The 25,935-nt window shown below is 68.8% G+C and carries 15 protein-coding genes; 7 read left to right on the forward strand and 8 right to left on the reverse strand.

What is annotated here, in order from left to right:
• Positions 1–6 precede the first annotated feature (6 nt).
• Positions 7–2,742 carry an ATP-binding protein gene (locus OG798_RS55525; protein ID WP_328760424.1) on the reverse strand — a complete coding sequence of 912 codons (2,736 nt, stop codon included), beginning with the start codon at positions 2,740–2,742 and terminating at the stop codon, positions 7–9.
• A gap of 400 nt (positions 2,743–3,142) precedes the next feature.
• Between OG798_RS55525 and OG798_RS55530 the strand changes: the two genes are divergently transcribed.
• The 4 genes from OG798_RS55530 (at position 3,143) to OG798_RS55540 (ending at position 7,790) form a co-directional block, all read left to right on the forward strand.
• The gene (locus tag OG798_RS55530; RefSeq protein ID WP_328760425.1) at positions 3,143–4,141 is read left to right on the forward strand and encodes a helix-turn-helix domain-containing protein; all 999 of its coding nucleotides are present in this window, start codon (positions 3,143–3,145) and stop codon (positions 4,139–4,141) included.
• A 207-nt stretch (positions 4,142–4,348) separates the two neighbouring features.
• Positions 4,349–4,588 carry a WhiB family transcriptional regulator gene (locus OG798_RS57075; RefSeq protein ID WP_443054276.1) on the forward strand — a complete coding sequence of 80 codons (240 nt, stop codon included), beginning with the start codon at positions 4,349–4,351 and terminating at the stop codon, positions 4,586–4,588.
• A 694-nt stretch (positions 4,589–5,282) separates the two neighbouring features.
• On the forward strand, positions 5,283–6,083 hold the full coding sequence (locus tag OG798_RS55535) for an alpha/beta hydrolase (protein WP_328760426.1): 801 nt from the start codon (positions 5,283–5,285) through the stop codon (positions 6,081–6,083).
• 240 nt (positions 6,084–6,323) lie between these two features.
• Positions 6,324–7,790, forward strand: a complete 1,467-nt coding sequence (locus tag OG798_RS55540; RefSeq protein ID WP_328760427.1) for an aldehyde dehydrogenase family protein — start codon at positions 6,324–6,326, stop codon at positions 7,788–7,790.
• 347 nt (positions 7,791–8,137) lie between these two features.
• Here the strand turns inward: OG798_RS55540 and OG798_RS55545 are convergent, their stop codons facing one another.
• Together OG798_RS55545 and OG798_RS55550 are read right to left on the reverse strand one after the other, a co-directional pair.
• The gene (locus OG798_RS55545; RefSeq protein ID WP_328760428.1) at positions 8,138–8,431 is read right to left on the reverse strand and encodes a WhiB family transcriptional regulator; all 294 of its coding nucleotides are present in this window, start codon (positions 8,429–8,431) and stop codon (positions 8,138–8,140) included.
• A gap of 32 nt (positions 8,432–8,463) precedes the next feature.
• Positions 8,464–9,858 (reverse strand): NAD(P)/FAD-dependent oxidoreductase, encoded by a 1,395-nt coding sequence (locus OG798_RS55550; protein WP_328760429.1) that lies wholly within the window; start codon positions 9,856–9,858, stop codon positions 8,464–8,466.
• Between the two features lie 899 nt (positions 9,859–10,757).
• Between OG798_RS55550 and OG798_RS55555 the strand changes: the two genes are divergently transcribed.
• Both OG798_RS55555 and OG798_RS55560 read left to right on the forward strand, forming a co-directional pair.
• On the forward strand, positions 10,758–11,222 hold the full coding sequence (locus tag OG798_RS55555) for an SsgA family sporulation/cell division regulator (protein ID WP_328760430.1): 465 nt from the start codon (positions 10,758–10,760) through the stop codon (positions 11,220–11,222).
• A gap of 145 nt (positions 11,223–11,367) precedes the next feature.
• Positions 11,368–12,885, forward strand: coding sequence for a DHA2 family efflux MFS transporter permease subunit (locus OG798_RS55560; protein ID WP_328760431.1), 1,518 nt, complete (start codon positions 11,368–11,370; stop codon positions 12,883–12,885).
• Positions 12,886–13,638: 753 nt separating this feature from the next.
• On the opposite strand, the gene istB is transcribed toward OG798_RS55560, so the two are convergent.
• Both istB and istA read right to left on the reverse strand, forming a co-directional pair.
• The gene (istB, locus tag OG798_RS55565) at positions 13,639–14,430 is read right to left on the reverse strand and encodes an IS21-like element helper ATPase IstB (protein ID WP_266639805.1); all 792 of its coding nucleotides are present in this window, start codon (positions 14,428–14,430) and stop codon (positions 13,639–13,641) included.
• A complete protein-coding gene (gene istA / locus OG798_RS55570; RefSeq protein ID WP_328760433.1) occupies positions 14,430–15,935 on the reverse strand; it encodes an IS21 family transposase in 1,506 nt (501 codons plus the stop codon). The genes istB and istA overlap by 1 nt, the downstream gene beginning before the upstream one ends.
• Positions 15,936–16,681: 746 nt before the next feature.
• On the opposite strand from istA, the gene OG798_RS55575 reads away from it, so the two are divergent.
• Positions 16,682–19,630 (forward strand): helix-turn-helix transcriptional regulator, encoded by a 2,949-nt coding sequence (locus OG798_RS55575; RefSeq protein ID WP_328760435.1) that lies wholly within the window; start codon positions 16,682–16,684, stop codon positions 19,628–19,630.
• Between the two features lie 47 nt (positions 19,631–19,677).
• On the opposite strand, the gene OG798_RS55580 is transcribed toward OG798_RS55575, so the two are convergent.
• The 3 genes from OG798_RS55580 to OG798_RS55590 form a co-directional block, all read right to left on the reverse strand.
• On the reverse strand, positions 19,678–22,449 hold the full coding sequence (locus OG798_RS55580) for an ATP-binding protein (RefSeq protein WP_328760437.1): 2,772 nt from the start codon (positions 22,447–22,449) through the stop codon (positions 19,678–19,680).
• A gap of 364 nt (positions 22,450–22,813) precedes the next feature.
• The gene (locus OG798_RS55585; RefSeq protein ID WP_328760439.1) at positions 22,814–25,354 is read right to left on the reverse strand and encodes an AAA family ATPase; all 2,541 of its coding nucleotides are present in this window, start codon (positions 25,352–25,354) and stop codon (positions 22,814–22,816) included.
• Between the two features lie 143 nt (positions 25,355–25,497).
• Positions 25,498–25,905 (reverse strand): nuclear transport factor 2 family protein, encoded by a 408-nt coding sequence (locus OG798_RS55590; RefSeq protein WP_328760440.1) that lies wholly within the window; start codon positions 25,903–25,905, stop codon positions 25,498–25,500.
• Positions 25,906–25,935 lie beyond the last annotated feature (30 nt).

Genomic DNA, 25,935 nt, shown 5'->3' on the forward strand with positions numbered 1-25,935 from the left:
GCCGGCTCACACCGCTTCCAACCGGTCCGCGAGCTGGACCCTGGAGGTGATGGCGAGTTTCGGAAAGATCCGGTACAGGTGCGACCCGATCGTCCTGGGGGAGAGATAGAGCCTTCTGCCGATCTCCCGGTTGGACAGTCCCTCGGCGGCCAGGCGCGCGATCTGCAGTTCCTGTGTCGAGAGCAGATTGAGCGCCGAGGGCTCTTCCACGGAGGTCCGCTCTCCGGCCGCACGCAGCTCTGCCCGTGCCTGACCGGCCCATGACTGTGCACCGATCAGATCGAACCTCATCAGCGCCGACCGCAGCGGCACACGCGATTCCGCCACCCGCCGGTGCCTTCGCAGCCAGCATCCGTAGGCGAGTTGAAGGCGGGCCTGTGGCCATGGCCAATCGGTCAGCCCCTGGCTGAGCGCCGCAACGAACAGGGCCTCGGCCTGATCGTCCGGCGCGAGAACCGCCCTGGCGTAGGAAAGCTGCACGCGCAGCGTCGTCGACGCAGTTCTGGAGGTCAGCTCCTCCAACTCGGCGATCACCGAGCGTGCCTCGTGAACGCGGTCGGCGCGCACGGCCGCCTCGGCGAAATCCATTACGCCATGGAAGGAAGCGGTGCTGTGGTGGCACGGGTCCTGAGTGTCAAACATACGCCGCAGACCCTCGTAGGCCCGGACGTACTCCCCCGCGGCCAACCAGCCGGTGCCGCGGGCGCGCTGCACGACCGACAGCACGCAGTTCAGCCCTCGGGCCCTGGCGGTCTCTTCAGCCTCATCGGCGAGTTGCTGTGCTGTTGCGTTGTCGCCGCGCAGTGCGGCAGTGACCGCCCGGTACGCCAGCGTCCCGCTGTTCCAGATCAGTTGGCCCGTCTCGTGCGCGAGGCGGCCGCCCTCGGCGGCGGCTGCCTCAGCCCGTTCCCAATCCCCCAGTTCGACGCGGCTCACCTGACCCATGTTGAGCACATGGGAAAGGAGACCGAGGCGGCCTTGTTCGCGCAGCTTCGCCTCCGCCCGGTCGAGGAACTCCAGGCTGGCCACCGGTGAGCCGATGGCCATGGCAGCCATGCCCAGCAGCCTCATCGCGGCGGGGTCCGTGACGGAGTCCACGGCGACCCGCGAGAGCAGCTCGGTGACACGAACCGACCGCAGGACGGTCTCCGCGAGACCGAGCGTCGCGACGTACCGCGGATCGTCCTCGACATCCTCCAGCCGTTCAGCGACGGCCACGACCTGGGCACGTGCGACTGGACCGGTGTCGGCCCACCAGCAGCGCAAGGCTGCCCCCAGCAGCAGATTGAGCGCCAGGTCCTTGTCGCCGGCCTGTGCGGAGCGCTGCGCGGTGTCGCACAGCTCGAACACCCTCGTGGCGTCGCCGGGCACCCCGTCGTGGAAGATCTCGCCAAACAACTCCATCCGCGCCCGGTCCAGTTCGGACAGGGCATTGGCTCCGGCCAGGGCCAGCAGTTGATCGACCATGTCGGCACGGCCGAGACCGAACGCGTGCTCCGCCGCGAGCAGGAGGCGACGTCCACGCGTTCCGGAATCACTGGTCAACTGCGCCGACCGCTCGAGTGCCGAGATCGCGGCGGCCACCGAGCCGCGCCGGATGCTCACGACGTGATGGGCCTCCAGTTCGTCGGCCACCTCGTCGTCCGGACCCACGATCGCCTGGGCGCGGTGCCAGGTGCGGCGGTACGGCTGATCGACAAGCACCTCGGCGAGCGCGGCGTTGGCGTCCAGGCGACGTCGTACCGACTCCGTCTGGAGAACACCGGAGCGGACAAGTGGGTGCCGGAAGAAGAGATTCACCTCGTCGAAGCGGATCAGCCCCGCCGCCGCGGCGGCGTCGAGTACATCAACGGTCACCGCGTGTCCCGACAGCACCGAGGCCGCAGCGAGGATTTCCGACACCGCGTTCTCGTCGGCGACGGAGGCGATGAGCAGGGCGTCACGGGTCGGGGAGGGCAGCTCCATGATCCGTCCGCCGAAAGCTTTCTCCAGCCGGGCGCTGAGCGGCACGTAGGTGGGAAGGGACTCGACAACGGGATTGCGCGCCAAGCGCCATCCTGCGGGGAGTTCGACGAGCGCGAGCGGGTTTCCGTTCGCCTGCCGCAGGATGCTCATCCGATCGGCCGCGCTCAGATCTGCCGCGGTGACCTTGAGGATCTCGAGGGAGGTTTGATCGTCCAGGCCGCCCAGGAGCAACTCGGGAAGCCGCGCGGCGACGAGCGGTCCGGTGTGCCCGTCACGTATCCCCGCGACGATGACGATCGGGTCGCTGCCGATCCGCCGGGCCAAGAAAGCCAGTGCCTCATGGCTCGGCCGGTCCAGCCACTGGACGTCGTCGACCAGTATGGCCAGCGGCCGGCGGGCCGACGTCTCCGTCAGCAGATTCAGCGCGGCCAGCGCGATGAGGAAGGGCTCGGGGGACGGCGCGTCCTCGGCACCGAACGCCGACGACAGCACCCGCCGCTGCAACGCGGGCAGCTTCTCCGCATCGTCGAGGAGAGGACTGAGCAGCTGGTGGAGGCCGGCGAACGGCATCCGTGCCTCCGCCTCCGTCCCTGTGGCCCGCAGGACGTGGTGCCCGGCGCGGCGGGCGTGGTCGGCCACGGCGTCCAGCAGGGTCGACTTGCCGATGCCGGCCTCGCCGCGGACGACGATCGCCCCGCCTCGTTCCTCGGCCTGGTCGATGACGTCGGACAGTGCTCTCAACTCTGTATGACGCCCGAAGACTTCCATCGCCATCATCACGCCGCCTCTCTTGCTGGGCAGTCGCTCGGCGGTCCCGGCGCGGAGCGCCGTCGGCGTCTTCGCCGGCTTCCCCCATGGCCGCGGAGCCCCTGGATCCCGTCTGCCATGCTCGCGCGGCAGTCCTTACCGTCCAACAGGTGAGCCGGGTCGTCCCGGCTGCCGGCCATGGGTTCCAGGCCCGCAGGCGAACACGACGGCGCCCCTGTGATGCGTGGTTCGGGAGCCCCCGTCGGGCTCTCACGAAGACATTAAGAGCCCGGCGTCCGTATGATCTGGCTGTGTACGCACAGGCCTTGCCTGAGGCTGCACACACCGGGACCTCCGCTCCGACCCGAGAAGATCACCGGCCCGTCCCGGCCGGGCCGCAGACACCGGACGGTACGGGGTGTCCGCGGCTGTGGTGGCCGTGGTGGCTTCTGGAGGACCGTTGGGAATCATTCTTGACACAGCAGACATATCGCCTCGTGACCGGTTGGAAGCTGTCAGCGTGGCCATGACGCACGCGGCGGTTCCCTGCCATGTGATCCATGAGAAGCGCGGCCTCGAAATCAGCACCCGTATGGAGCTGTGGCAGCTCGGCAACGTGAAAATCTTCTCCACCTGGTCGTCCGGCCTGCGGTTGCTCCGTACGCCCAAGCAGGCCAGACAGGACGCCGCACCTGTGGTGGCGCTCTCCGTCCAGAGGCTCGCCGACGCCCGTCAGGAACAGTTGGCATGCGAGCGTGTCGTCCCGCCCGGCGACATGCTGGTGATGGATCTGTCCGCGCCCTACGACTACGCCTGGTCGGGGCAGGGAGCGGTGAGCTGCATCCAGGTCCCCATCGATGACCTCGGCCTTCCGGTGGACGTCGTCCGACGTGCCGCCCGGCAACTGCCGAGCAGTCCCCTGTACCGCCTGGTCACCGAACACATCAGCCATCTCACGCAGGACGCCGCGCGGCTCAGCGAGCACCCGGCTGCAGCGACCCTGGGCGCCACGAGCACGGAACTGGCCATGGCGCTGCTGGCCTCCGCCGCGCAGGATGAGCTGCACTCCCGCCCGGTGCTCGCTGAAACCCTGCTCACACGGATACGCGCCTACGTACGGTGCCACCTCGCCAATCCGGAACTGGGACCCCACACCATCGCTGCCGCGCACAACATCTCCGTGCGTTACCTGTACAAGATCTGTTCCCAGGCCGATTTCAGTCTCGAACAGTGGATCATTGGCCAACGGCTCCATGGCGCACAGGAGGAACTGGCCCGGCCGGGCGGCCACCAACGATCCGTCACCGTGATCGCCAGGCAGTGGGGATTCCGCGATCCCACCCACTTCAGCCGCCGGTTCCGGGCGGAATACGGGTTGTCACCAAGCGAATTCAGACGCGCAGCCGCAGAACCGGACCCAAGTCGTTAGGCGCCGAGGCCAACCGGAAAGGCCCGTCCGCCCGTCGGGAATTCAGTCACATCACGCAAGCGGTTTCACCGGCCGGATGCCTAGCGTGGGCGTCGATCGACCGATGCGGCCGCCGGCCGCCGGCCCCGAAGGAGTCATGCCATGAACCATTCCGATGCGGCAGAGACGCGGGCTGGGGAAACCAGCGGCTCTCCAGCCAGTTCAGTGATGGGCTGGTGGAAGAGGGCGCATTGCCGGGGTTCCGACGTCGACAACTTCTTCCCGCTTCCCAACGACCGGCCGGCCGTTGAACGCGCGCTCGAGATGTGCTGTCGATGCCCAGTGCGGAATCCATGCCGCCGGTACGCCATCAGTCATTCCGAACGGTACGGAATATGGGGTGGTCTGACGGAGGCGACGCGCGAAGCACTCATGCGCAGGACGCCAGTACCTCGAGTGCCGAGGTGAGGCTGACGAGCCCGACAGCACCACTGGCGGTTCCCTGCCCTGGGCAGGTTGTCGCCGAGCTGAAGCCGGTCGGGCCCGACAGTTGGGCCTCGGTCGCGGTCGGATGACCGAAGCGGGTCTGTCGGGAGGCAGGGAGGCTGAACCAACTCTCCTCCCACAGCCGATCAGAGCGGGCCCTGGTGCTGCTGAACGCGGCACAGATCCACGTTCGACCGGATCGGCTCGGCCCCCTACGAGGCCAGACTGGAAATGAGGGCGGCCGGAGCGCCGCCCACCTGGCCCGCACCGGTCGAACAGCGCCGCGTAGAGGGCAGGGAACGGCAGATCGGCGCACTCGTCGCCCGCGGACTTCTGGACACGAGCTCGCGTACCGGCTCTACCCTCCCGTAGGCGTGGTGACGTTGTACCGGCAGAAGCTTCTGGTGGAGCGACGCCTCAAGGTCCGTCCCACTCGGCCGACCCCTCCGCCCCAGGGGCGGGATGACTGAAACAACCTGTTGGGAAGACTGCGTTCCCTGCCGTCCCCGGTGCAGCGGAGAGGCGGTTCTCCCTGGTCACTCGGGGAAATCGGGACGGGCCGACGGCAGTCGGACCACGGGCAGTCAGATGACTCAAGCGAGCAACGTGACCCGCCCGAAAGCATGCGGGCATAGCGACATCCCATGGAATCCGCCCGACGAAGGGACCCCCTGCCATGCCCGCCAATGCCGTACCCGTCGTCTTCATCCACGGCCTCTGGCTGCACACCTCCTCCTGGGCGCCCTGGCAGGAGCTGTTCGAGGTGGCGGGCTACCGCCCGATCGCGCCCGGCTGGCCCGGCGTGGCCCGATCCGTCGAGGAGGCCCGCGCCGATGCGAAGAGCATCGCCGACCGGGGCATCGATGACGTGGTGGAACACTACGCGGGCATCATCGCCGAACTGCCGCAGCCGCCCATCGTGATCGGCCACTCCTTCGGAGGCATGATCGCCGAGAAGCTGCTCGGCCAGAACCTCGGCGCCGCCGCGATCGCCATCGACGCGGCACAGATCAAGGGCGTGCTCCCGCTGCCACTGTCGGCGCTGCGCGCGACCTTCCCTGTGTTCGGCAATCCGGCCAACAAGCACCGGGCGGTCTCACTGACCGCCGAGCAGTTCCGGTTCGCCTTTGGCAACGCGGTCAGCGCCGAGGAGTCCGACGAGCTGTACGAACGCTGGACCATCCCCGCACCGGGTAAGCCCCTCTTCGAGGCGGCCGCTGCCAACTTCTCCCCGCACTCAGCCGCGAAGGTCGACACCGACAACAACGACCGCGGGCCACTGCTGCTGATCATGGGCGGCCAGGACCACACCGTCCCGGAGGCCATCACCAAATCCACGCTCAGGCAGTACCGCCACTCCACGGCTGTGACCGACCTCGTCGAATTCCCGGACCGCGGCCACTCGCTCACCATCGACAGCGGCTGGCGCGCGGTCGCCGACACCTGCCTCGACTGGCTTTCCCAGCAAGGTCTGTAGCGGATGTCCGCCGCCGAGAACTGTCCGCCGAGGAGGAGCTGAACCGTCTATCGCCCGCGGTCAGCTGACCGCGGGCTCCCCCGGGAGTCCCGGGCTCGCCGACGAGATCTTCGCTGATGACTTCCGCGGCGACCCTGTGGACCAGCGCGTCAACCTCGAGCCGGCCCTGCCATCAAGCAGCGCCGTTGTCGGCGTGGGCCCGGTCCCGCACAGTGCGACCGCGCAAGGAGGAAACATCACATGTCCGACACCCCTACCCCCTACACAGGTTTCGACCGGATGCCGCTGGCCGGCGAGTGGCGCCACGGCAGCTCCGGCTCCGTGCTCACCGACAGCAACCCCTACAGCGGCGAGGTCCTCGCCGAGATCCCGCTGGCCGGGAGCACGGACGTGGACCTGGCCTACCGCGCGGCGCGCGAGGCGCAGCGCGAGTGGGCGCAGACCGGCCCCGAGGGGCGCGCGGCGGTCTTCGAACGGGCCGCCGGCATCATCATGAAGCGGGCGGACGAGTTCGCCGACTGGCTGACTCGCGAGATCGGCGCCACCCGTGACCGTGCCGGTGTGGAGGTCGCCATCACCGCCGCGGTCACGGCCGCGGCGGCCGGCCACACCGCCGAGGTCGTGGACACGGTCGGAACGGATGTCCCCGACAAGGAGAACCGCGTCTACCGCAAACCCGCCGGGGTGGTCACCGTCATCAGTCCGTGGAACTTCCCGATGTACCTGTCCAATCGCTCCGTGGCCCCCGCGCTCGCGCTGGGTAACGCCGTCGTGCTGAAGCCGGCCGAGGACTCACCGGTCACCGGCGGCCTGCTGCTCGCCAAGGTGTACGAGGAAGCCGGACTGCCCACAGGTCTGCTCAGCGTCGTCGTCGGCCGGGGCCGGGACGTGGGCGATCATCTCGTGCAGCACGAGATCCCCCGGGTGATCTCCTTCACCGGCTCCACCTCAGTGGGCCGGGGCATCGCCCCCAAGGCGGGCCTGAAAAAGCTCGCGTTGGAGCTGGGCGGCAACGGACCGCTGGTGGTGCTGAACGACGCCGACCTCGAACGGGCCGTCGAATGCGCGGTGTTCGGCAGCTACTACCACCAGGGCCAGATCTGCATGGCGACCAACCGCGTCATCGTCGACGCTTCCGTCTACTACGAGTTCGTGGACCGGTTCGTCGAACGCGCCCGCGCACTGCGCACCGGCGACCCTCGGGAGGCATCCACCCAGATCGGCCCCGTCATCAGCCGCAGGCAGTTGAACGGCATCCAGGAGAAGGTGGTGGAATCCGTGGCCGGCGGAGCCAAGGTGTTGCTCGCTGGCGAACCGACCGGCCCGACCGGCCTCGTTCTGCCGCCCCACGTACTGCTCGGCGACAACTACGTGACCACGGCCGCCGAGGAGGTCTTCGGCCCCGTCGCCACCCTCATCCGCGCCCATGACGAGGCTGACGCCCTGCGGATCGCCAATGACACCATGTACGGCCTCTCCAGCGGCGTCTTCACCCGTGACGTGGAACGCGGCCTACGTTTCGCCCAGCAGGTGGAGGCCGGCATGACGCACATCAACGACACCACCGTGCACGACGACGTCCACGCGGCCTTCGGGGGCGAGAAGGCTTCCGGCATCGGCCGGTTCGGCGGCAAGTGGGTCGCCGATGACTTCACCACGCACCACTGGATCAGCATCCAGCACAAGCCGCGTCCACTGGTGTTCTGAGGAAGCGTCGGCGGTGACCTGAAGGGGTCGGACCGGGCCAGGACCGCGGTGGGGCTCAGCAGGCCCACTGCCGTCCTGGCCCGGCCCGCTTTGGCGGGGTACGGGCGCACAACCCATTCGGTGAGGAAATGGGGTCCGGTTCTCGCCACGGGGAGAACCGGTGCCTGAGCTCAGCCCCAAAGCGGACGAACTCCCGCCTGCTCCCGTTGGCCGCAGACGTCAGCCGTGGTGTCCTGGACCCCGCTCCGAGGTCCCGGCTTCGAGAGCTCAGTGGCGACTGCCCCCGCGGCCGCTCCGGCACCAGGTGGCGGCGGAGGACCACGGAGAGCTTCGGCTGCGCCACGGCGTCAGGCTGCTCGCTGTGGCCGTAGGGCCTTGCGGCGGGGCCGGAGTACCTCGCGCTCTTCTTCGGTCAGTCCGCCCCAGAGGCCGTACTCCTCCCCGCTGCGCAGGGCCGTGCGGACGCAGGCCTCCTTGACGGGGCAGCGCGCGCAGATCGCCCGGGCCCTCTCCTCCCGGGCGCGGCGCCGAAGGCCGCGCTCGCGTGTTGGGGAGAAGAAGACCGAGCTGTCCATGCCTCGGCACAGGGCGTGGCGCTGCCAGTCCCAGTAATCAACGAACGGGCGGTGTCGGGGGATCATGCTGCTTACTCCTTGTCTTCCGGACTGCGCGGTCACGACTCCGGGGCGTGAACCGACAGATCCGGAGCCTGCTGGTTGTGCTGGGTCGGCGTGGTAACGGCGCGGACCTCATCCGGAGTCAGATAGCCCCCGGTGTGTTCCATTTCCCGAATGGTGGCGGGCTGCCGGGCGAGGAACCCGGTGCGGACGAAGTCGTCACCCGCCACCGCGTGCAGGGCCCAGTTGGTGGCGACCCGGGCCCTGGCCACGAAGGTGGGCAGCGCCAGCAGGTGGTAGCCACGCGCCACCACCTGCGCCGGGAACCCGCTGAGTGGTATACCGAGCGGCCGGGACACCGACCCGAAGCCGCCCAGGTCCACGACCAGGCCCAGATCTCGGTGCCGATAGGAGTGCGGTCGCTGTCCGCGCACCCGCGCGGCGACGTTGGTGCCGGCGGTCCTGCCCTGACGCAGCGCGTGCTGCGCGGTGGGCGGGCAGATCGCGTCACCGCCGGTGGCCAGGTCGGGCACGGCGGCGGCGTCGCCGAGAGCGAACACGCCGTCAAGTCCCGGCACGGTCAGATCCGGTGTGACCGCGAGCCGTCCGCGCACGGTCTGCGCCTCCATGGAGGAAATCAGCGGGCTGGCAGCGACGCCTGCGGTCCACAGCAGCGTATGTGTGGACATCCGCCGACCGTCGGTGAGTACGACACTGTCGGGACCGGCCGAGGCGACGCTGACGCCGAGCGCAACGTTCATTCCGCGGCGTCGCAGCAGCTCCAGCGCCTTGTCGCCCAGGTAGTCGCCCAGTTCTGGCATCAGCCGCGGAGCGATGTCGACGAGGTGCCACTCGATCATCTGCGGATGCAGCCTGGGGTAACGGCGCGCCGTGGCAAGGGTGAGTCGCTGCAGATACGCGGCCGTCTCGGTGCCGGCGTAGCCGCCGCCCACGACGACGAAGCGCAGCCGGGCTTCCCGCTCGCGCGGGTCCTCGCTGGCATCCGCCAGGTCGAGTTGGGAGATGACGTGGTCGCGCATGGCGACTGCCTCTGCAAGGGTCTTCATGCCGTGGGCGTGCTCGGGCACGCCCGGGATGTCGAAGGAACGGGTGACGCTGCCGCTGGCCAGCACAATGAGGTCGTACCGTTCGTGCACCTCCTGGTCGGTGATCAGCCGCACCACGCACACCTTGGCCTCGGGATCGACACCGAGCGCGGCACCAGGGATGATCCGGGTCCGGTGCAGCGATCTGCGCAGCGAGACGGCCACCGACTGCGGCGTCAGCACCCCCGCCGCCACCTGTGGCAGCAGCGGTGGATAGAGCTCGTAGCTGAGCGGCGTCACCAAGGCGAGCTCCGCTTCGCCGGGTGCCAGAACCCGTTCCAGGCGGCGCGCGCAGGCAATGCCTGCGAAGCCACCTCCGACGATCAGGATGCGGGGGCGGGTCATAACGTTGTCCTCCCTGACGGATGAGCGGATCCAGTACTCCGGCATCCTGATCTGCGGAACCTGGCCCCGGCTTCTGTCGAATGACTGACGGTCGCGCCGTGCCTCAGGGCCGAATCCAATCCTGGGCGGGTGGCCGGCATGACATCCCAGGTGCAGTCAGCTGACCGCAACCAGGCCTGTCTGGCCACTCATACCTTTGGCTCGAAGCTGAGGTGTTCTACGAGGGCGAAGGAGAGAGGCCATGAAACGGGTACGACGAACACCTCCCGTGACAGTTGTCGTCAACGCCTCCGACCCGGTGATCGCGTACGACACCGCGGCTGCCTTACGGACTGAGCCCCTGCTACGCGTACTCGGCCAGGGCCAGACGGCCCGGGCGGAGGCGTTGCTACGGGCAGACCGATCTCCCTGAATTGGTGATCCGGACCCTGCAGTCGGACCTGAGTGCACGCCACACGGAACCTGGCCGGGCTTACCTCCCCAGAGCGTGGATCCGCGCGAAGCAAACGTGCTGTGGCTGCTGACCGAGGGGGCTCAGCGCCAGGGACATCGCCCTGGCGCTGGACCGCTCCGAGTGGACCAGCAAGCACGCGATCCACCGGTCCTGCAGCCGCCTGAGCCTGCACACCCGGACCCGGGCCGTTGCCGGTGCCGCCCCAGAGAATCCGATGTGAAGGCTCGCCAGCCGAGAGCGGGGATGCCGGCTCTCCGCCGCATGACTTCTCCCGAGTCACCGCTGCCGGAGGCGAACGCTCGCGGGCCCGAGATGACATGGAATCCTCCGGGCGGTCCGGTCCCGGCAACGATTCTCGGGACACGGGCAGTCAATCGACGGACGCGCGACAACTCGCGTCCGTGGAGGCTGACTCCCAGAGGAAAACGCCACAGGGAGGAAGAACATGGTCGGCCCACAGCATCCCGGCATGAACATCGGCCCGTCGGACCCTGACTGCCCGGATTTGCACCTCACTCTGTGGCTGCACGTGTCGCAACAGGAGACACTTCCGGTGGAGGCCCGCTTCCACTACGACCGCGCCAACCCTTTCGCGGTGTCTGTCATTTTCTCGAACGCGGCCGGTGGAGCCGTCACCTGGGTGCTCTCCCGAGAACTGCTGATGGCAGGCCTGCTGCGTCCGAGCGGCGAGGGCGACGTCCGGATCTGGCCACCCTGCCGACGCCATGGCGGGACGAACCTGCATGTTCTTCTGTTGGGGCGGACCGGCGCCGCCCTCCTCGATGTCGCCATCCTGCCTGTACGCGCCTGGCTTGCCGACACCTTCGCGCTCGTCCCCGTCGACACGGAGGCGCAATCCATCGACTGGGACAGTTCCTTCGAACGCGTCCTGCACCGGCGGTACTGGTGATGCCCCGTCACACGGGGGGAGCAGTCGCTGGGCGGCTTGTTCTCCTCTGCGGCAGAGGGAAATGGCGCCGAGGGGGGCCACTGTCCGTATCCGTTCCCAGCCCAGAGCCGGCAGAGCGATGACATCTCAGGAAGTGAGACCGGCCATGGCAGCCGATCCGGCAACGATACCCGGCGAGAGTAACCGGCTCGCCTACGCCAGTGGGCGAGGGCGCTGGGTCGTGGCGGCCACCGTCCTCGGCTCGGCAATCGCCTCCATCGACGCGACCGTGGTAGGCATCGCCCTGCCGGCCATCGGCCGTGAGTTCGGCTCGGGGCTGGCCACCCTGCAGTGGGTCGTCACCGCCTACACCCTCACACTGGCCAGCCTGCTGCTGGTCGGCGGGGCGCTCGGCGACCGCTACGGGCGCAGACGGGTCTTCATGGCCGGGGTCGTCTGGTTCGCCCTGGCCTCCGCACTCTGTGGTATCGCCGCCGACCCGGCGATCCTCATTGCCGCCCGCGCGCTGCAGGGAGTCGGCGCGGCACTGCTCACCCCCGGCAGCCTCGCCATTCTGGAGGCGTCCTTCCGGACCGAAGACCGCGGCAAGGCTATCGGCGCCTGGTCCGGCCTCAGCGGCGTGGCCACCGCGATCGGCCCGTTCCTAGGCGGATGGCTGGTCCAGGCCGTGTCCTGGAGGCTGATCTTCGTCATCAACCTCCCGCTCGCCGCCCTGGTCGTGGTGGTGGCCCAGCGCCACGTCCCCGAATCCCACGACCCGGACGCCGCCGGCCGGATCGACACGGCCGGCGCCGGGCTGATCACCGCCGGCCTGGTCGCCTTGGCCTACGGCCTCATCGACGGACCCACCGACGGCTGGACCAGCCCGACCGTGCAGATCGTGCTGATCAGCGCCGTTCTGCTGCTGGGCGGCTTCGTGGTCCGGGAACGCCGCACCGCCGCACCGATGCTGCCGCTGAAACTGTTCGGTTCCACCCAGTTCACGGCCACCAACGTCGTGACCTTCGTGCTGTACGGAGCATTGGGCGGCGCGCTCTTCCTGCTTCCCATCCAACTGCAGCAGGTCTCCGGCTACACGGCCCTGGAGGCCGGCGTTTCTCTGCTCCCGGTGACCGCTCTCATGCTGGCGCTCTCGGCCCGTTCCGGAGCCCTCGCCGCGCGCATCGGGCCGCGGCTGCAGATGAGTCTCGGCCCCGTCCTCGTCGGCTCCGGCCTTGCGCTGTTCACCCGTGTGGACCACGCGGGGAGTTACGTGACCGAAGTGCTACCCGCCGTCCTCGTCTTCGGCCTGGGCCTGGCCACCACGGTCGCGCCGCTGACCACCACCGCCCTGACCGCGGCCCCGGCCCGGCACGCCGGTATGGCCTCGGCCGTAAACAACGACGTCGCCCGTGCCGCCGGGCTCGTCGCCGTCGCCGTGCTCCCCGCGGCAGCGGGCATCACCGGCTCCGCATACCTCCACCCCGCGCAATTCTCCACCGGCTTCCACATCGCCTGTCTGATCTCCGCCGGGCTGTGCCTGCTGAGCGGCGTCCTCGCCGCAGCCACGATCCGCAACCCGCACGAGGGCCTGGCGCCGGCGTCCCCGGCTGCCCAGCACCACATGCACTGCAGCCTGGACGCACCGCCCGAGCACCCCAAGGGTCCTGAAGCGGTCGGATGACTGAAGTCTCCTGTCGCGCAACGGGCTTGACGACGTATCACCTGCGATCGGTTCCGGTGCCGAAGCTGGGACAGATCCTGCCCGGCGCGCGTTCGTGGAAGGGTTCCCGCAGGGCGTCGGACTCCTTGAGGATGCGACTTGACCTGCGCTCTGCAAGTAGATCGGCAGCAGTGCGATCAAACACCTCGAAAATATCGGTACGAACTGACGACGCTGAATGGATCGGGCCCTCAGCCCGAGTCTGGTGGCCCGCCGGACGGGTGATCAGAGCCGCCCTCAAGCGCGGACCATGGCAGAACGCCTCGTGTGCTTCAACTCCATCGGCCCGACGTAGTGACTCAAGCAGCCGCATCAGCTCAGAGTGGGACAAGGCCATCGTGCGCCCCCCCGTTGAACTGCCCGTTCACTACGGAGACTTGCGCGATGGCCTGCCCTTGTTCAGGGAGCATGCAACGCCAGCGGATGCACGCCCCGGGCAGACACCCGCGCGTTCCGGGACTCTGCCCGGCTACACCACTTCATGGGACGCGATCCGACGACTGCCCGTGCTGCGGTCCGATCGAAGCCCGTGACGCCCCCGATGAGGCTCTCTGGCATTTGCCGTCAGGCGCGCGTGCTGATTTGGCCCGTATCATCGGGCAGTGTCAACGGCCACTCAGTTCTCCCCGGAGGCGGCCAGTAATTCTCCCCACTGGCGGCCAGTAGAACTTCCCCAACCGCGGCCAGATATCTCCCCGCTGTTGGTCGGATGGGTCAGCGCAGGGGGATCACCCCCTGGCCGCTGGTGGCCTGGTTGAGCCGGAAGGAATCACCCTGGGTGACCACGACGTGAGCGTGGTGCAGGAGCCGGTCGACGGTGGCGGTGGCCAGGGTCTTGGGCATGATCTCGTCGAAGCCGGACGGGTGGAGGTTGCTCGAGACGGCCAGCGCCCGTCGTTCATATGCGGCATCGACCAGTCGGTAGAAGCCCTCCGCGGCGTCCGGTGAGACGGGCAGGAGCCCGATGTCGTCGACGATGATCAGGTCGGTGCGGATCAGCCGGGCCATGGCCCGGGCGAGCGAGTCGTCCGCGCGGTGACGTCGGACGAGGGCTCCGAGATCCTCGATGGTGAACCAGGCGACGGTCATGCCGGCCTCGATGGCGGCCTGGCCGAGTGCCTCGGTGAAGTGGCTCTTGCCAGTGCCCGAGGGCCCGCAGATGCAGAGATTCTCCTTGCGGGTCACCCACTCGAGCATCTTCAGCGAGTCCTGGGTCGGCCGAGGAATCGAGGAAGCGGTCTCGTCCCAGTCGCCGAAGGTCTTGCCGGCCGGGAACCCCGCCCGCTTGCGGCGAGTACGAAGATTGGCGGCGTCCCGGCCGGCGGCCTCCTCGGACAGAAGGACACGGACAACCTCGGCGGGGTCCCAGCGTTGGGCCTTCGCGGTGGGGATCAGATCGGTCAACGCCCGCCGGATGTGCGGGAGTTTCAGCCGCCGGGTGAGCTCGATGGCCTCGGCGAGGGGATCGCCGTGGGTGCCGGTGACGGTGCGGATCGGGGTGGCCATCAGAGCTCTTCCTTCTCATCGGCGATGCCGAAGTTGGACCAGGCGGAGGTGCCCGGCTGCAGACTGTGATCTTCGGAAGGCCGCGTGGGCTCGACCGTTTCCAGGCCGACTTGGTAGGTGAGGATGCGGATCAGGTCGTTCTCCGCAAACCGTCCGGCGATCGCCGCCGACCCCAGGGCCCGGTCGACATCGGCGGCGGAGTGCAGCTTGGCCAGCGCGACCGCCTCGGCCATCTTCGACTTGACCCTGCGAGCTCCGGCCGCCCCGGCCTCGATCAGCCAGGACGCAGCCCCGGGACCGAGCGCGAGGAAGGCCGCCTCCTCGGCGGAGTTCGCCCGCGGAGTCCGGGCGCCCTCCTTGTCCTCCCTCGGCGGGTAGTGCTCGTCCTTGATCTGTGGACTGCCGGGAGTCGAGCGGTCGCGGCGGGCGACCTCGGCCGGCCCGTCCTCGCCGACCGCGGTGACGACCAGCTCGTCGCCGTTGAAACGGGCCCAGACCCGGGTGTCGACGAGCTGGTGCGGGACCGAATACCGCACCCCCTCAACGGAGATCGTGGCGTCCCAGTTCACCCGCCGCGTGGTGCCGAACGCGACCGCGAACGGCTCCCTCGGCAGCGGATGCAATCGCCCGCGTTCCTCCGCGAGGGCCTCGGCCGGCTTGCGCCGGGTCGCCCGGTGGACCCGCGTGTTGACCTCCTCGCAGAAGTCACGGCAGGCCGCCTCCAGATGCCCGAACGACCCGTACTGCTCAAGCAGGTTGGCGTCGGTCGGCACCAGATCGGCCTTCGCGATGCGGACGGTCGCCTCGGATCCGCCCTTGGTTTCCGGGTCGGCCGGCAGACAAGTACGGATGGTCAGTCCGTAGTGTCGGGCGACCTCGACGATCTCCGGGTTGCGGACTGCGATGTTCGCGACGTGCATCGTGGTGACCGTCTTCTCGTTGTCGGTCAGCGCATAGGCCGGCACCCCTCCTATTCGCCGCAAAGTGGTGTCCAGGCAGGCCACGATCGTCGGCAGAGTCTTGTCGAACACCGGGATGACGACGCGGAACCGGGACCAGGCCAGCCAGGCGCACCACAACGAAGTACGGCGTCCGCCGATCCGCGGCCCCTCTCCCCAGTCCCACTGCAGCCACAATCCGGGTTCGGTGATCCACGGCCGATAGACCCGCCGTGCTCCGGCCCGCAGGCTTACCTTGACCTCCGCGACCACCCGCCGGGTGGTCCTTTCCCCGCCTGTGAAGCCCATCGCCGTGATCCGCCGGTGCACGACATCGGCACGGATCCGGCCGTGGGAGTTGACCACCAACTCCTCGATCTTCGCGAGGTATTCGTCGATCGGGCGGGCCCGGTGCTGCCGCTCGGTCGGGCTCTTGCCCTCGGCCCGAGCCTGCACATACCGGGCCACCGTGTGGTGGTCGCAGCCGGCCAGCTCGGCCGCAGCTCGGTAACTCCCCGTGAGGTCGTATGCCTCGAGGATCTCCATGATCTCCCTGCTGTTCTTCACACCGGCCAGCTTCGCTGACCGGTATCGGTCCAGGTCCGGGGAGATATCTAGCCGTCCGTGGGGCAATCCTTGGCCACGGGTGGGGCGCTAAGTGGCCGCCTACGGGGAGTATCTACTGACCGCCGTCAGGGCAGCTCGACGACGACCTTGAGCGCCGATGTCCTTCCATTTCGTGTATCCCGCCGCACAGCCCCGCGGCCGGTCGTGGGCGGCAACGACTCCACGAAGACTGAGCGGCGGGCCGGGCGCCCTCAGCCCAAGCGACAAGTTCTCGGCGTGCTTTGAAGCGTGACCCCCTTTCGGTCGAGGAAACAGTGATCCCTTCCGTGATCAAGTGAAGGAGATCGCGCGGTGTCCGGGGATCACCCGCACCCCGTGCGGCGCGCTGCGGCCAGCGATGATCCGCCGAAGTACTGGCGGGCGCTTTTCCGGCGCATCAGGCAGCCCGGCCGCCCGCCGGTACTGGTGATGATGGACATCATCGCGGCCCGGTCGGCCTCCCACCGATCAGCAGGGCGGGCGTCCAGCGTGCGGCGGAGTGCGCCCCTCGCAACTGCGCATGGGGAATCTCGCACGGCCCGCGCACGGCGCAGTCGACCCGTGACAGAGGCAGGGCCGGCGGCCCCTGCCGGCAGCAGGCCGAGCGGCCCCTGATGGTGGACGTGATCCCCATCACTGAGGTGAACCCCTCAGCCGTCAGTCGACATACTCAAGCACGACTGGAATCAGCCACACAGGATGGGTTCATGGATCGTTCAACGAACAGCTGGATCGCTGCGGGAGCAGGATCTGGCCCGAACATCGGACGCGTTGTCCCCGAAGGTGACGTCGAGGTGCGAGCGCCCGGAGGGCCGACGTCACGGGAACAGAATCTGCCCGGTGGAAAGGACCCATGGATCGTCGCGGACGCCGCTTACGGACCGCAGGGACCCACGTCCCCCTTGGTGGGGCGGGAGCGCGAGCTGCGGGTACTCGACGCCTTTCTCACTGGGCCGAACCCAAGGGGACCGATCCTGGTACTGCGCGGCGACCCGGGCATGGGCAAGACAATGCTTCTGCGCGCGGCCGCGGCACGTGCCGAAGCTGCGGGTACCCGGGCGCTGCGGGCGTCCGGAGTGGAGTTCGAGAGGGAATTCGCCTTCTCAGGGCTACACCAGCTACTCCGACCCCTGCAGCGTCACCTGGGCTGTTTGGAACCAGTGGAGCGCAACGTACTGGCACAGGTTCTCGGACTGGCCGAGGCGGCACGGCCGAGCAGGCTCGCGATCTCGTCGGCCACGCTGGCTCTCCTGGACGCAGCGGCTGTCCACTCCGCGCTGCTGCTGGTCGTGGACGACATACATTGGATGGATCGCTCCTCGGCGGAGATTCTCGGGTTCGTCGCCCGCAGGCTCGATCAACGTCGCATCCTCGTGCTTGCGGCAACCCGCTCAGGCCACGAGAGTCCGTTCGATCAAGCACGATTTCCTGAATGCGCTCTGGAGCCCCTGGACGGAGACTCGGCCCGCCGGTTGCTGGAGGATCGGTATCCACACCTGGCCCCATCTGTCCAGCAGTCTCTTCTCACCGACGCCGCCGGAAACCCTCTCGCCCTTCTGGAACTGGCCTCCTCGCTCAGCGACCGGCAGCTCACCGGCCTCGACGAGCTCCCGGCCTCGCTGCCCGTGAGCCATCGGCTGCGGATGCTCTTCGCCGGCCGCGTGAGCACTCTGCCCAGTGCCGCCGCCCACGTGTTGCTGCTCGCCGCGCTGGAAGGCTCTGGTGACCTGGTCATCGTCGAGGCTGCGGCGGGCGACAGTTGGGACCAAGCAGGTCTGGCGGCCGCGGAGGCGGCCGATCTGATCCGCGTGGGAGACAACAACCTGAGTTTCCGTCACCCCCTCATTCGCTCCGCGATCGTGCAGATGTCCTCTCCATCGGCGCGCCGCGACGCTCACCGAGCCCTGGCTGGATGCCTCGTACGAGACCCCGAGCGGCAAGCGTGGCACCTGGCCGGAGGGTCTGTGGAACCCGACGAGGCGGTCGCCCAGGCCCTGGAAGAAGCGGCCCGGCGTGCCGCCGGCCGCGGTGGGGCCACCGTCGCCATCACCGCGCTCGTACGGGCGGCGGAACTGAGTCCCGACCCTGCCGACCGGGCCCGCAGGCTGACGGAGGCCGCTTATACCGCCAACCACACCGCCCAGTTCGACCGCGCTGCAAGCCTGCTGGACAAAGCCCAGCGAGCCTGCGGAAATCCCCGGGACTTCGCTCGCGCGGCAGGGACAGCCACGGCGTATCTGCAACTCCACCACGAGGGCGACATCGACGCCGCACACCGTCTGCTGCTGTGGCTGCTCCAGGACGATGACGCCATCCCCAGCGACGGTGTGAAGAGCGACCGTGCCACCAACGAAGCGCTGTACACCATGCTCTTTGCCTGCTTCAGCGGAGGCCGGGAGGTCCTGTGGGATGCCTACGACGAGGTGTTGCTCCGCCATGCCGACGAGGCATCGGACGACCTGGCGTTCTACGGGGATGCCTTCGCTGCCGCCCAGGCCGACAGCGTGCGCGCGCGTCTACGGGAACAGCTCGCAACGCTTCCCGAAGACGGCGACTTCTGGCGTCTGCCACGACTGGGCCTCGCCGCCGTCCAGATCGATGCGCTCGACGAGTGCCGCCCACGACTCAGACGCACTGTCGAGCGTGAACGCGACGGTGGCGCGGTGGCCCCACAGCTCGCCTGTCTGATCCTCCTCTCGATCGAAGCCCGGCTCGCCGGACGGTGGGACGAGAGCCAGGCCCTCGCCGGCCAGGGAGCTGAGATCGCCGAGGCGAGTAGGTATCCGCTCTACAGCTGCATTCTGCGGTGCCAGTCCATGCTCGTCGCGGCCAACCGGGGACAGACGCGTACAACGCAGCAGTTGGCCTGGGAACTCACAGCGTGGGCCGGCCCCCGACGTGTGGGCCTGGCGATGGCTGCGGTCCTGCAGGCGCGCACCATCCTGGCCCTGGGAGAGGACAGCTACGAGGAGGCGTACACCCACGCGTCACGCGTCACGCCGCCCGGCGTGCTGTCTCCCCGTATCCACTACACGGCGGGCATGGTGATGGACCTGGTCGAGGCGGCGGTGCGCACCGGGCGGATGGCAGAGGCCCGAGCACATGTGGCTGCGGCACAACAGGCACAGATCGCTGGGATCTCATCCAGGCTGGACCTGCTGACGAGCGGTGCCGCGGCCCTGGCCGCCGACGATGAGGAGACCGGAAGCATCTTCGCCGACGCTCTGGCCAAGCCCGGCGCCAGCCGCTGGCCCTTTGAGCGCGCCCGCGTCGAGCTCTACTACGGCTGCTGGCTGCGCCGATCGCGTGATCTCACCGGATCGCGAGCGCACCTGCGCTCCGCGCTGAAGACCTTCACGAGCCTGGGCGCCGTGTCCTGGGCCGCCCGGGCGGAGCGCGAGCTGCGCGCGACCGGTGTCAGCCTGACCCGCTCGCCCGATGGGCGAGCCGTACTGACTCCCCAGGAGTGGCAGATCGCCACGCTCGCGGCAAGCGGTATGACGAACAAGCAAATCGGTGAGCGACTCTCTCTGTCCCCTCGCACGGTCGGCAGCCACCTCTACCGGCTCTTCCCCAAATTGGGCATCGCTTCGCGATCCGCGGTCCGCCGGGCTCTCGAGGGCGTCACCGACCCTGGCCAGGAAGCCGACCGGTGAATCCACCGACACGGCATCACGGACACGGCACGGCCGACGGGCTTCGGCTATTCCACGGGACTGACGTCCTCGACTTCTCCGGTCAGGCTGGAGGCCAGCTGCCCTCGGGAGGTGATGTTCAGTTTCGGGAAGATGCGATAGAGATGTGAGCCGACGGTGCGGGGGGAGAGGAAGAGCCGCTGAGCGATCTCGCGGTTGGACAGGCCGTCGGCCGCTAGCCGGGCGATCTGCAACTCCTGTGTGGAGAGCACGTCCTGAACAGACCGGACACGGGTGGGCGCCCGTTCGCCGGCCGCACGAAGCTCGATGCGGGCCTGCTCGGCCCACGCCCTCGCTCCCATCAGGTCGAAGACAGTCCGCGCGTTGCGCAGCGGCTCCCGTGACTCGAGGGCCCGCCGCCTGCGCCGCAGCCAGCTCCCGAAGGCCAGCTGGACGCGGGCCTTGACCCATGGCCAGCGCGTGAGGTCGGCTCTCAGCGCCGACAGGAACAGGTCCTCTGCCTCACCGTCCTCGGCCAGTACCGCACGCGCGTAAAGGAGTTGAACGTGCAGGAGCGGAGAGGGAGTGATCAGCGCGACGTCCTCCATCTCGGCAAGAATGCGACGGGCGTCGTCGCGGCGATCGGCGTGGACGGCGGCCTCGGCAAGGAACATCAGACCGGAGAAACGTTCCCTCTGGTGGTAGCAGGGTTCGAGCGGGTCGAAGAGCCGCTCCAGGGCTTCGTAGGCGTCACCGAACCCGCCCGCACTGATCCATGCGTAGCCGCGAGCAAGCTGCGCGCAGGCCAGGAAGTCGTTGAGGTTGCGAAGAACGGGGGACACTTCGGCTTGCGAAGCCAGTGCCAGTGCCTGTTCGACGTCCCCTCGCAGTCCGGCCGCCCTGCCGTAGTTGACCAGCTGCCCGATGCCCCACATCGACTGTCCGGTCTCCAGAGCAATCCGGCCCGCCTCCTCCGAGGCCGCTGCGACGCGTTCCCAGTCTCCCAGGTCCAGGCGGACCGGGCACTGCATACCGAGCACATGAGGGAGCAGGCCGAGACGTCCTTGGTCACGGAGTCTGGTCTCGGACCGGTCGAGGAAGTCAGCTGCCCGGACCTGGTCGCCGACCGCATGGGCCGCCATGCCGAACAGACGCAGCGCGTCCGCGTCGGTCACGCTCTCCAGGACGACGCCGGACAGGCGTTCCATGACGACACGGCCGCAGAGCACCGGTTCCGCCACGGCCAGGGTAGCGACATGGCGTGGGTCCTCCCGGACATTGGCGAGCTCCTCGGCGGTCTTCACCACGAGTGCGCGGGCGGCCTGGCCGGTGTCGGCCCACCAGCAGCGGAGCGCGGCACCCAGCAGAAGGTTGAGGGCAAGGTCGCAGTCGTCGGCCGCGGCGGCTTGCCGGGCGCTGCCGCACAGTTGCGTGACGCGTGCGGCGTCACCGGGTACACCGTCGTTGAAGATCTCCCGCAGCCACTCCATGCGCGCCTGGTCCAGATCCGAGAGCGGGCTGTGCGCCGCCGCATCGAGCAGACGCTGAACCATGTCCGGGCGCCCGAGCCCGAAGGCTTGTTCCGCGGCGAGGAGCAGGCGGCGGCCGCGGCGGGCCGGCTCGGCGGTCAGCTGGGCGGAACGTTCAAGAGCCCAGATGGCGGAGATCGGGGAGCCCCGGTGCAGGGCGATCTCGTGGCTGGTCTCGAGCTCGTCGGCGATCTCGTCGTCGGGTCCGACGATCGCCTGTGCGCGGTGCCAGGTGCGCCGGTAGGGCTCGTCCGCCAGCACCGTGGCGAGCGCGGCGTGGGCCGCCTGGCGACGGGTCGCGCCGTGGGACTGGAGGACGGCCGAGCGCACCAGGGGATGACGGAACCTGATGCGCATCTCATCGAAGCGCAGCAGCCCGGCCTCGGCCGCGGCTTCAAGGTCCCCGATGCTCACCTCGTGACCGGTCAGTACCGAGGCGGCGGCGATGACGTGGGACACCTCGCCGCCCGAGTCGACTGCGGCGACCAGCACCGCGGCAGAGGTGGACGGGGCCAGCTGGGAGATGCGACCGGCGAAGGCTGCCTCGAGCCGGGCGGTCAACGGCATGAACGAGGGACTGGGGTGTGCGCCGGTGTCGCTCGTACGACGCCAGGCGACCGGCAGCTCCACCAGGGCCAAGGGGTTGCCTCGGGCTGCCCGCAGGATCCGGTCGCGATCGGAGGGGCTCAGGTTGTCGGCATGGACCGACAGAACCTCGCAGGCCGAGGCGTCGTCGAGGCCCTGGACTTCCAGTTCCAGGAGACCGGAGGTGATGAAGGGGCCGGTGTGGCCCTTGCGTATGGCGCCGAGTACGACGATCGGATCGCGGCTGATGCGTCGTGCGAGGAACGCGATGGCGTCGTGGGTGGGCTGGTCCAGCCACTGCACGTCATCGACGGCGACGAGCAGGGGGCGCTCCGCCGCCACGTCTGTCAGGAGATTCAAGGTCGCGAGGGCGATGAGGGTCGGCTCCGGTGGCAGCCCCTCCTGGACGCCGAAGGCCGACATCAATGCGCGGTGCTGGGGGGAAGGAAGGCCTTCGGCAGCTCCCAGGACCGGTCTCAGGAGTTGATGCAAACCCGCGAACGGCACCAGGCTCTCGGACTCGACGCCCACTGCTTGCAGGATCTGCAGACCCTGGCCGCGGGCGTGTCGAGCTGCAGCGGCCAGGAGTGTCGACTTGCCGATTCCCGCTTCACCGACGATGGCCGCCGCTCCGCCACGCTCGGCAACATGCTCGGCGAGGTCGGTCAGCACACGTAGCTCGGCGTCCCTACCAATGACGGTGGGCGGAAGATACGCCGGTTCCATCGCTGTGAATGTCAACGCGTGTCCTGTCTGGGCGCCGTATGGCCGGCACGAGAGAACATCGACGTCAGCGCGCCCAGCCACGCTCAGGCTACAACGCGGAGTGGTCCTGCCGCAGAGGCGCTGAGCCAGGGTTTTATGGACCTTGACGACCGGTGGCGCAGGCCTGGCAGGGCCCCACGGCGAGCAAATCCGTGGGGTCCTTCCAGGCCTTCGGACCGTTCGATCTTGAAAATATTGCGAATCGACGTTCGCGGCCGCAAGGCCTGTCGATGACCACGCGGGACGCAGTGACGATCACCGCTGCACGGAAGGGTGGACAGATCAGCCACCAGGTTCAGCTCGCTCCTGAGACACCGGGGGCAATTCATAGAGCCTCACCACGTGCCTGAATCAGCTCCCTGAGCGCCATGTCCGACCACGTCAGGGCACCCATGTGGCGGAGGGTCCGGTGCGCCGCTCGCAGCTGCGGCCGGGCATCGCCGAGACGGCCGGCGCGACGCAGCCAGCTCCCGTACGCGAGCTGGATGCGGGCCCTACCCCAGGGCCACCGGCTCAGGTCGTACTCAAGGCCCTCCAGGTAAAGGGCCTCCGCCTGGGCGTCGTCAGCCAGTACGGCCCTGGCGTACAGCAGCTGCACGAGCAGCATGGGCGAGGGCGTCAGGGCAGCGGTCTCTTCCAGGCCCGCCACTACGTCACGCGCGTCGTCTCGACGGTCGGCGTATACGGCGGCCTCCGCGAGGAGCATCACCCCGTTGAACCTCTCCCGTTGGTGAAAGCTCGGATCGGCCGGGTCGAAGGGGCGGCGGTAGGCCGCGTAGGCCTCTGCGTATCGGCCCGTGACGAACCAAACGAGTCCCCGGGCGAGCTGTGCCCAGCACAGCATGGCGTTGAGATGCAGTCGGCGGGCCGGCACTTCGGCCTGCGCGGTGAGTTCCAGCGCTCGCCCTGCGTTGCCCCGCAGGCCGTTGGCCAAGGCGTCATAGACCATCGTTCCGGTGTGCCAGATCGTCTGCCCGGTCTCCTCGGCCAGGCGCAGGCCCTCGCGGGCGGCCTCGTCGGCACGTGTCCAGTCGCCGAGGCCAAGCTGGGCGCCGGCCTGCAGGCTCAGAACGTGGGTGAGCATACCCAGAGAGCCCTGATCACGCAGGGTCGACTCGGCCTTGTCGAGCAGGTCGGCGGCCTGCGGCAAGTCGCCGATGGCGTATGCGGCCATGCCCAGACGGCGCAGGGTGACAGCATCGTCGATGTCGTCGATGTCGATTCGTTCGAGTCGGCGGCTGACGTCGCCGCCCTTGAGCACGGGCTCCGCGATGGCGAGAGTGACGATGCAGCGTGGATCGTGCCCCAAGCCAACCAGACCTTCGGCAGCCTGGACGACACGGGCCCGCACCACCGGACCGCCATTGGTCCACCAGCACCGCAGCGCGGCCCCGGCCAGGACGTAAAGCGAGAGGTCGGTGTCGCCGGCGTCGACTGAGCGCCGGGCGACATCGCACAGCTCCAGCACCCGGGTCGCCTCACCGAGCGCCCCGCCCTTGAATATCTCCCGCAGCCACTGCGCCCGGGCCCGGTCCAGCTCGTCCAGTTCGGTACGTGCAGCGGTGCCGACAAGACGGTCCACCAGACTCTCGCGCCCCATTCGGAACGCGTGCTCGGCGGCCAGCAGCAGTCGGTGCCCGCGCCGGGCCGAACTGCTCGTCAACTGCGCGGATCTTTCCAGGCCGGCAATCGCCGACATCACGGCACCACGGCTGAGTGATTCGGTGACCGTGGCCTCCAACTCGTCGGCGATCTCGTCGTCCGGCCCGACTACCGACTGTGCCCGGTGCCACGTACGGCGGTACGGCTCGTCGACCAGCACCGCGGACAGTGCCGCATTCGCCGCCTGCCTGCGTCGCACGGTCTCCGACTGCAGGACGCCCGAGCGCACCAGCGGGTGCCTGAACTCGACGCTGGCGGCGGAGACCGTGAGCAGCCCGGCCCGCTCCGCCGGCTCCAGGACATCCAGCGCCGTGTCCCGGCGGCTGAGCACCCCCGTGGCCGCGAGTATTTCGGACACGTCATTGGTTCCGTCCACTGCCGCCACAAGAACCGCGTCGCGCGTCGCGTCGGGAAGCTCCGCCATGCGACCGGCGAAGGCCCGTTCCAACCGCGCGGTAAGGGGCAGGGGCTGCTGGTCCGACGTAGGCGCGTCCGGGCCCCGCCAGAGTGTCGGCAGCTCAAGGAGCGCCAGCGGATTCCCTGAGGCCTCGTGCCGGATCCGCCTTCGTGCCGCCGCGCCAAGGTCCCCGGCGTGGGAGAGCAGGATGCGCTCGGCCGACGCGTCATCGACGCCGCGTACGTGGAGTTCCGGGAAGCCGGCGGAGACGAACGGGCCCTCGTGCCCGGTGCGCGCCGCGCCGATGACGACGAGCCCGGTGTCCTGCGCCCGCCGGGCGATGAACGTCAGCGTCTCCTGGGTTTGGGCGTCGAGCCACTGGACGTCGTCTGCGATAACCGCCACCGGCCGCTCGGCGGCTCCTGCGGCCAGCAAGCCCAGCGCCGCGCGGGCAATGAGGGACAGTTCCGGTCGCGACGCGCTGTCCGACCGGCCGAAGGCCGCCAGCAGGGCGTCGCATTCGGAGGCCGGCAGAGCGTCCACAGTCGCCAGCACCGGGTCCAGGAGCTGGTGCAGCCCGGCGAAGGGCAGCTGGGCCTCGGCCTCCACACCGACCGTCGTCAGCACCCTGAACCCGGCGACGCGCGACTTCCGCTCGGCAGCCCGGAGCAGTGCGGACTTGCCGATACCCGGATCTCCGACGATGACTAACACGCCGCCGGAAGCCGCGCCCTCGACGACCGTCCTTTCGAGGATCTTCAGCTCACTCTCCCTGCCCGTCAGCGCGGGCAGGGTCAGAATCGGCATTTCCTCGGTCGCATGCAGTGTCTCCTTGACGGTCCGCTCCACTGGTCACCGGATGCTCGGGATGACCAATGGTCACCGGAGGCTCTCCCCGGCTTGTCCAGGTGCGCTGCGGACGCTGTGACTGCGTCCGTCGCGGGACCTGGCTACGGCTTGAGCGCTTCCAGCAGGACGGGGGTCTCGACGTACACTTCGAGACCCATGATCCGGCCGTTCCTGACCCGCCAGACGTGCATCTCCCGGGCGTCGAACGGCTTGCCGGTGGCGCGGACGATGCCCCGGGTCCGGCCGGTCTGAACGACCCGGTCCCCGGCCTGATACAGCCGTCTCGGTCTCCACCTCGCTGTGAATGGCGCTCGATACGGCTTGGTAGAACCTCTGGAACCCGGTGAGGCCGGCGTACGAACCACCCCAGGGCAGCTCCTCGCTGTGATAGACGGTGATCTCCGGGTCTGCCAGGGAAGCGCCGTCCGGGTCGACCCGTTGACGAAGTCATAGACGACACGGACTACCGCGAGGTCATCCTGCGGCTGATCGGTCAGGGGCTTGTCCACGGCTGTTCCCCCTCGATGGTTGCGTCTCCA

It is taken from the genome of Streptomyces sp. NBC_00271, assembly GCF_036178845.1.
Lineage (GTDB): Bacteria > Actinomycetota > Actinomycetes > Streptomycetales > Streptomycetaceae > Streptomyces.

What these genes read in the sequence shown, in the direction of transcription:
- OG798_RS55525 (WP_328760424.1), bottom strand. Translation starts at nt 2,742, where the DNA reads ATGATGGCGATGGAAGTCTTCGGGCGTCATACAGAGTTGAGAGCACTG.
- OG798_RS55560 (WP_328760431.1), top strand. Translation starts at nt 11,368, where the DNA reads ATGGCAGCCGATCCGGCAACGATACCCGGCGAGAGTAACCGGCTCGCC.
- OG798_RS57075 (WP_443054276.1), top strand. Translation starts at nt 4,349, where the DNA reads ATGGGCTGGTGGAAGAGGGCGCATTGCCGGGGTTCCGACGTCGACAAC.
- OG798_RS55580 (WP_328760437.1), bottom strand. Translation starts at nt 22,449, where the DNA reads ATGGAACCGGCGTATCTTCCGCCCACCGTCATTGGTAGGGACGCCGAG.
- istB (WP_266639805.1), bottom strand. Translation starts at nt 14,430, where the DNA reads ATGGCCACCCCGATCCGCACCGTCACCGGCACCCACGGCGATCCCCTC.
- OG798_RS55555 (WP_328760430.1), top strand. Translation starts at nt 10,758, where the DNA reads ATGGTCGGCCCACAGCATCCCGGCATGAACATCGGCCCGTCGGACCCT.
- OG798_RS55545 (WP_328760428.1), bottom strand. Translation starts at nt 8,431, where the DNA reads ATGATCCCCCGACACCGCCCGTTCGTTGATTACTGGGACTGGCAGCGC.
- OG798_RS55550 (WP_328760429.1), bottom strand. Translation starts at nt 9,858, where the DNA reads ATGACCCGCCCCCGCATCCTGATCGTCGGAGGTGGCTTCGCAGGCATT.
- OG798_RS55585 (WP_328760439.1), bottom strand. Translation starts at nt 25,354, where the DNA reads ATGCCGATTCTGACCCTGCCCGCGCTGACGGGCAGGGAGAGTGAGCTG.
- OG798_RS55540 (WP_328760427.1), top strand. Translation starts at nt 6,324, where the DNA reads ATGTCCGACACCCCTACCCCCTACACAGGTTTCGACCGGATGCCGCTG.
- OG798_RS55575 (WP_328760435.1), top strand. Translation starts at nt 16,682, where the DNA reads ATGGATCGTTCAACGAACAGCTGGATCGCTGCGGGAGCAGGATCTGGC.
- OG798_RS55535 (WP_328760426.1), top strand. Translation starts at nt 5,283, where the DNA reads ATGCCCGCCAATGCCGTACCCGTCGTCTTCATCCACGGCCTCTGGCTG.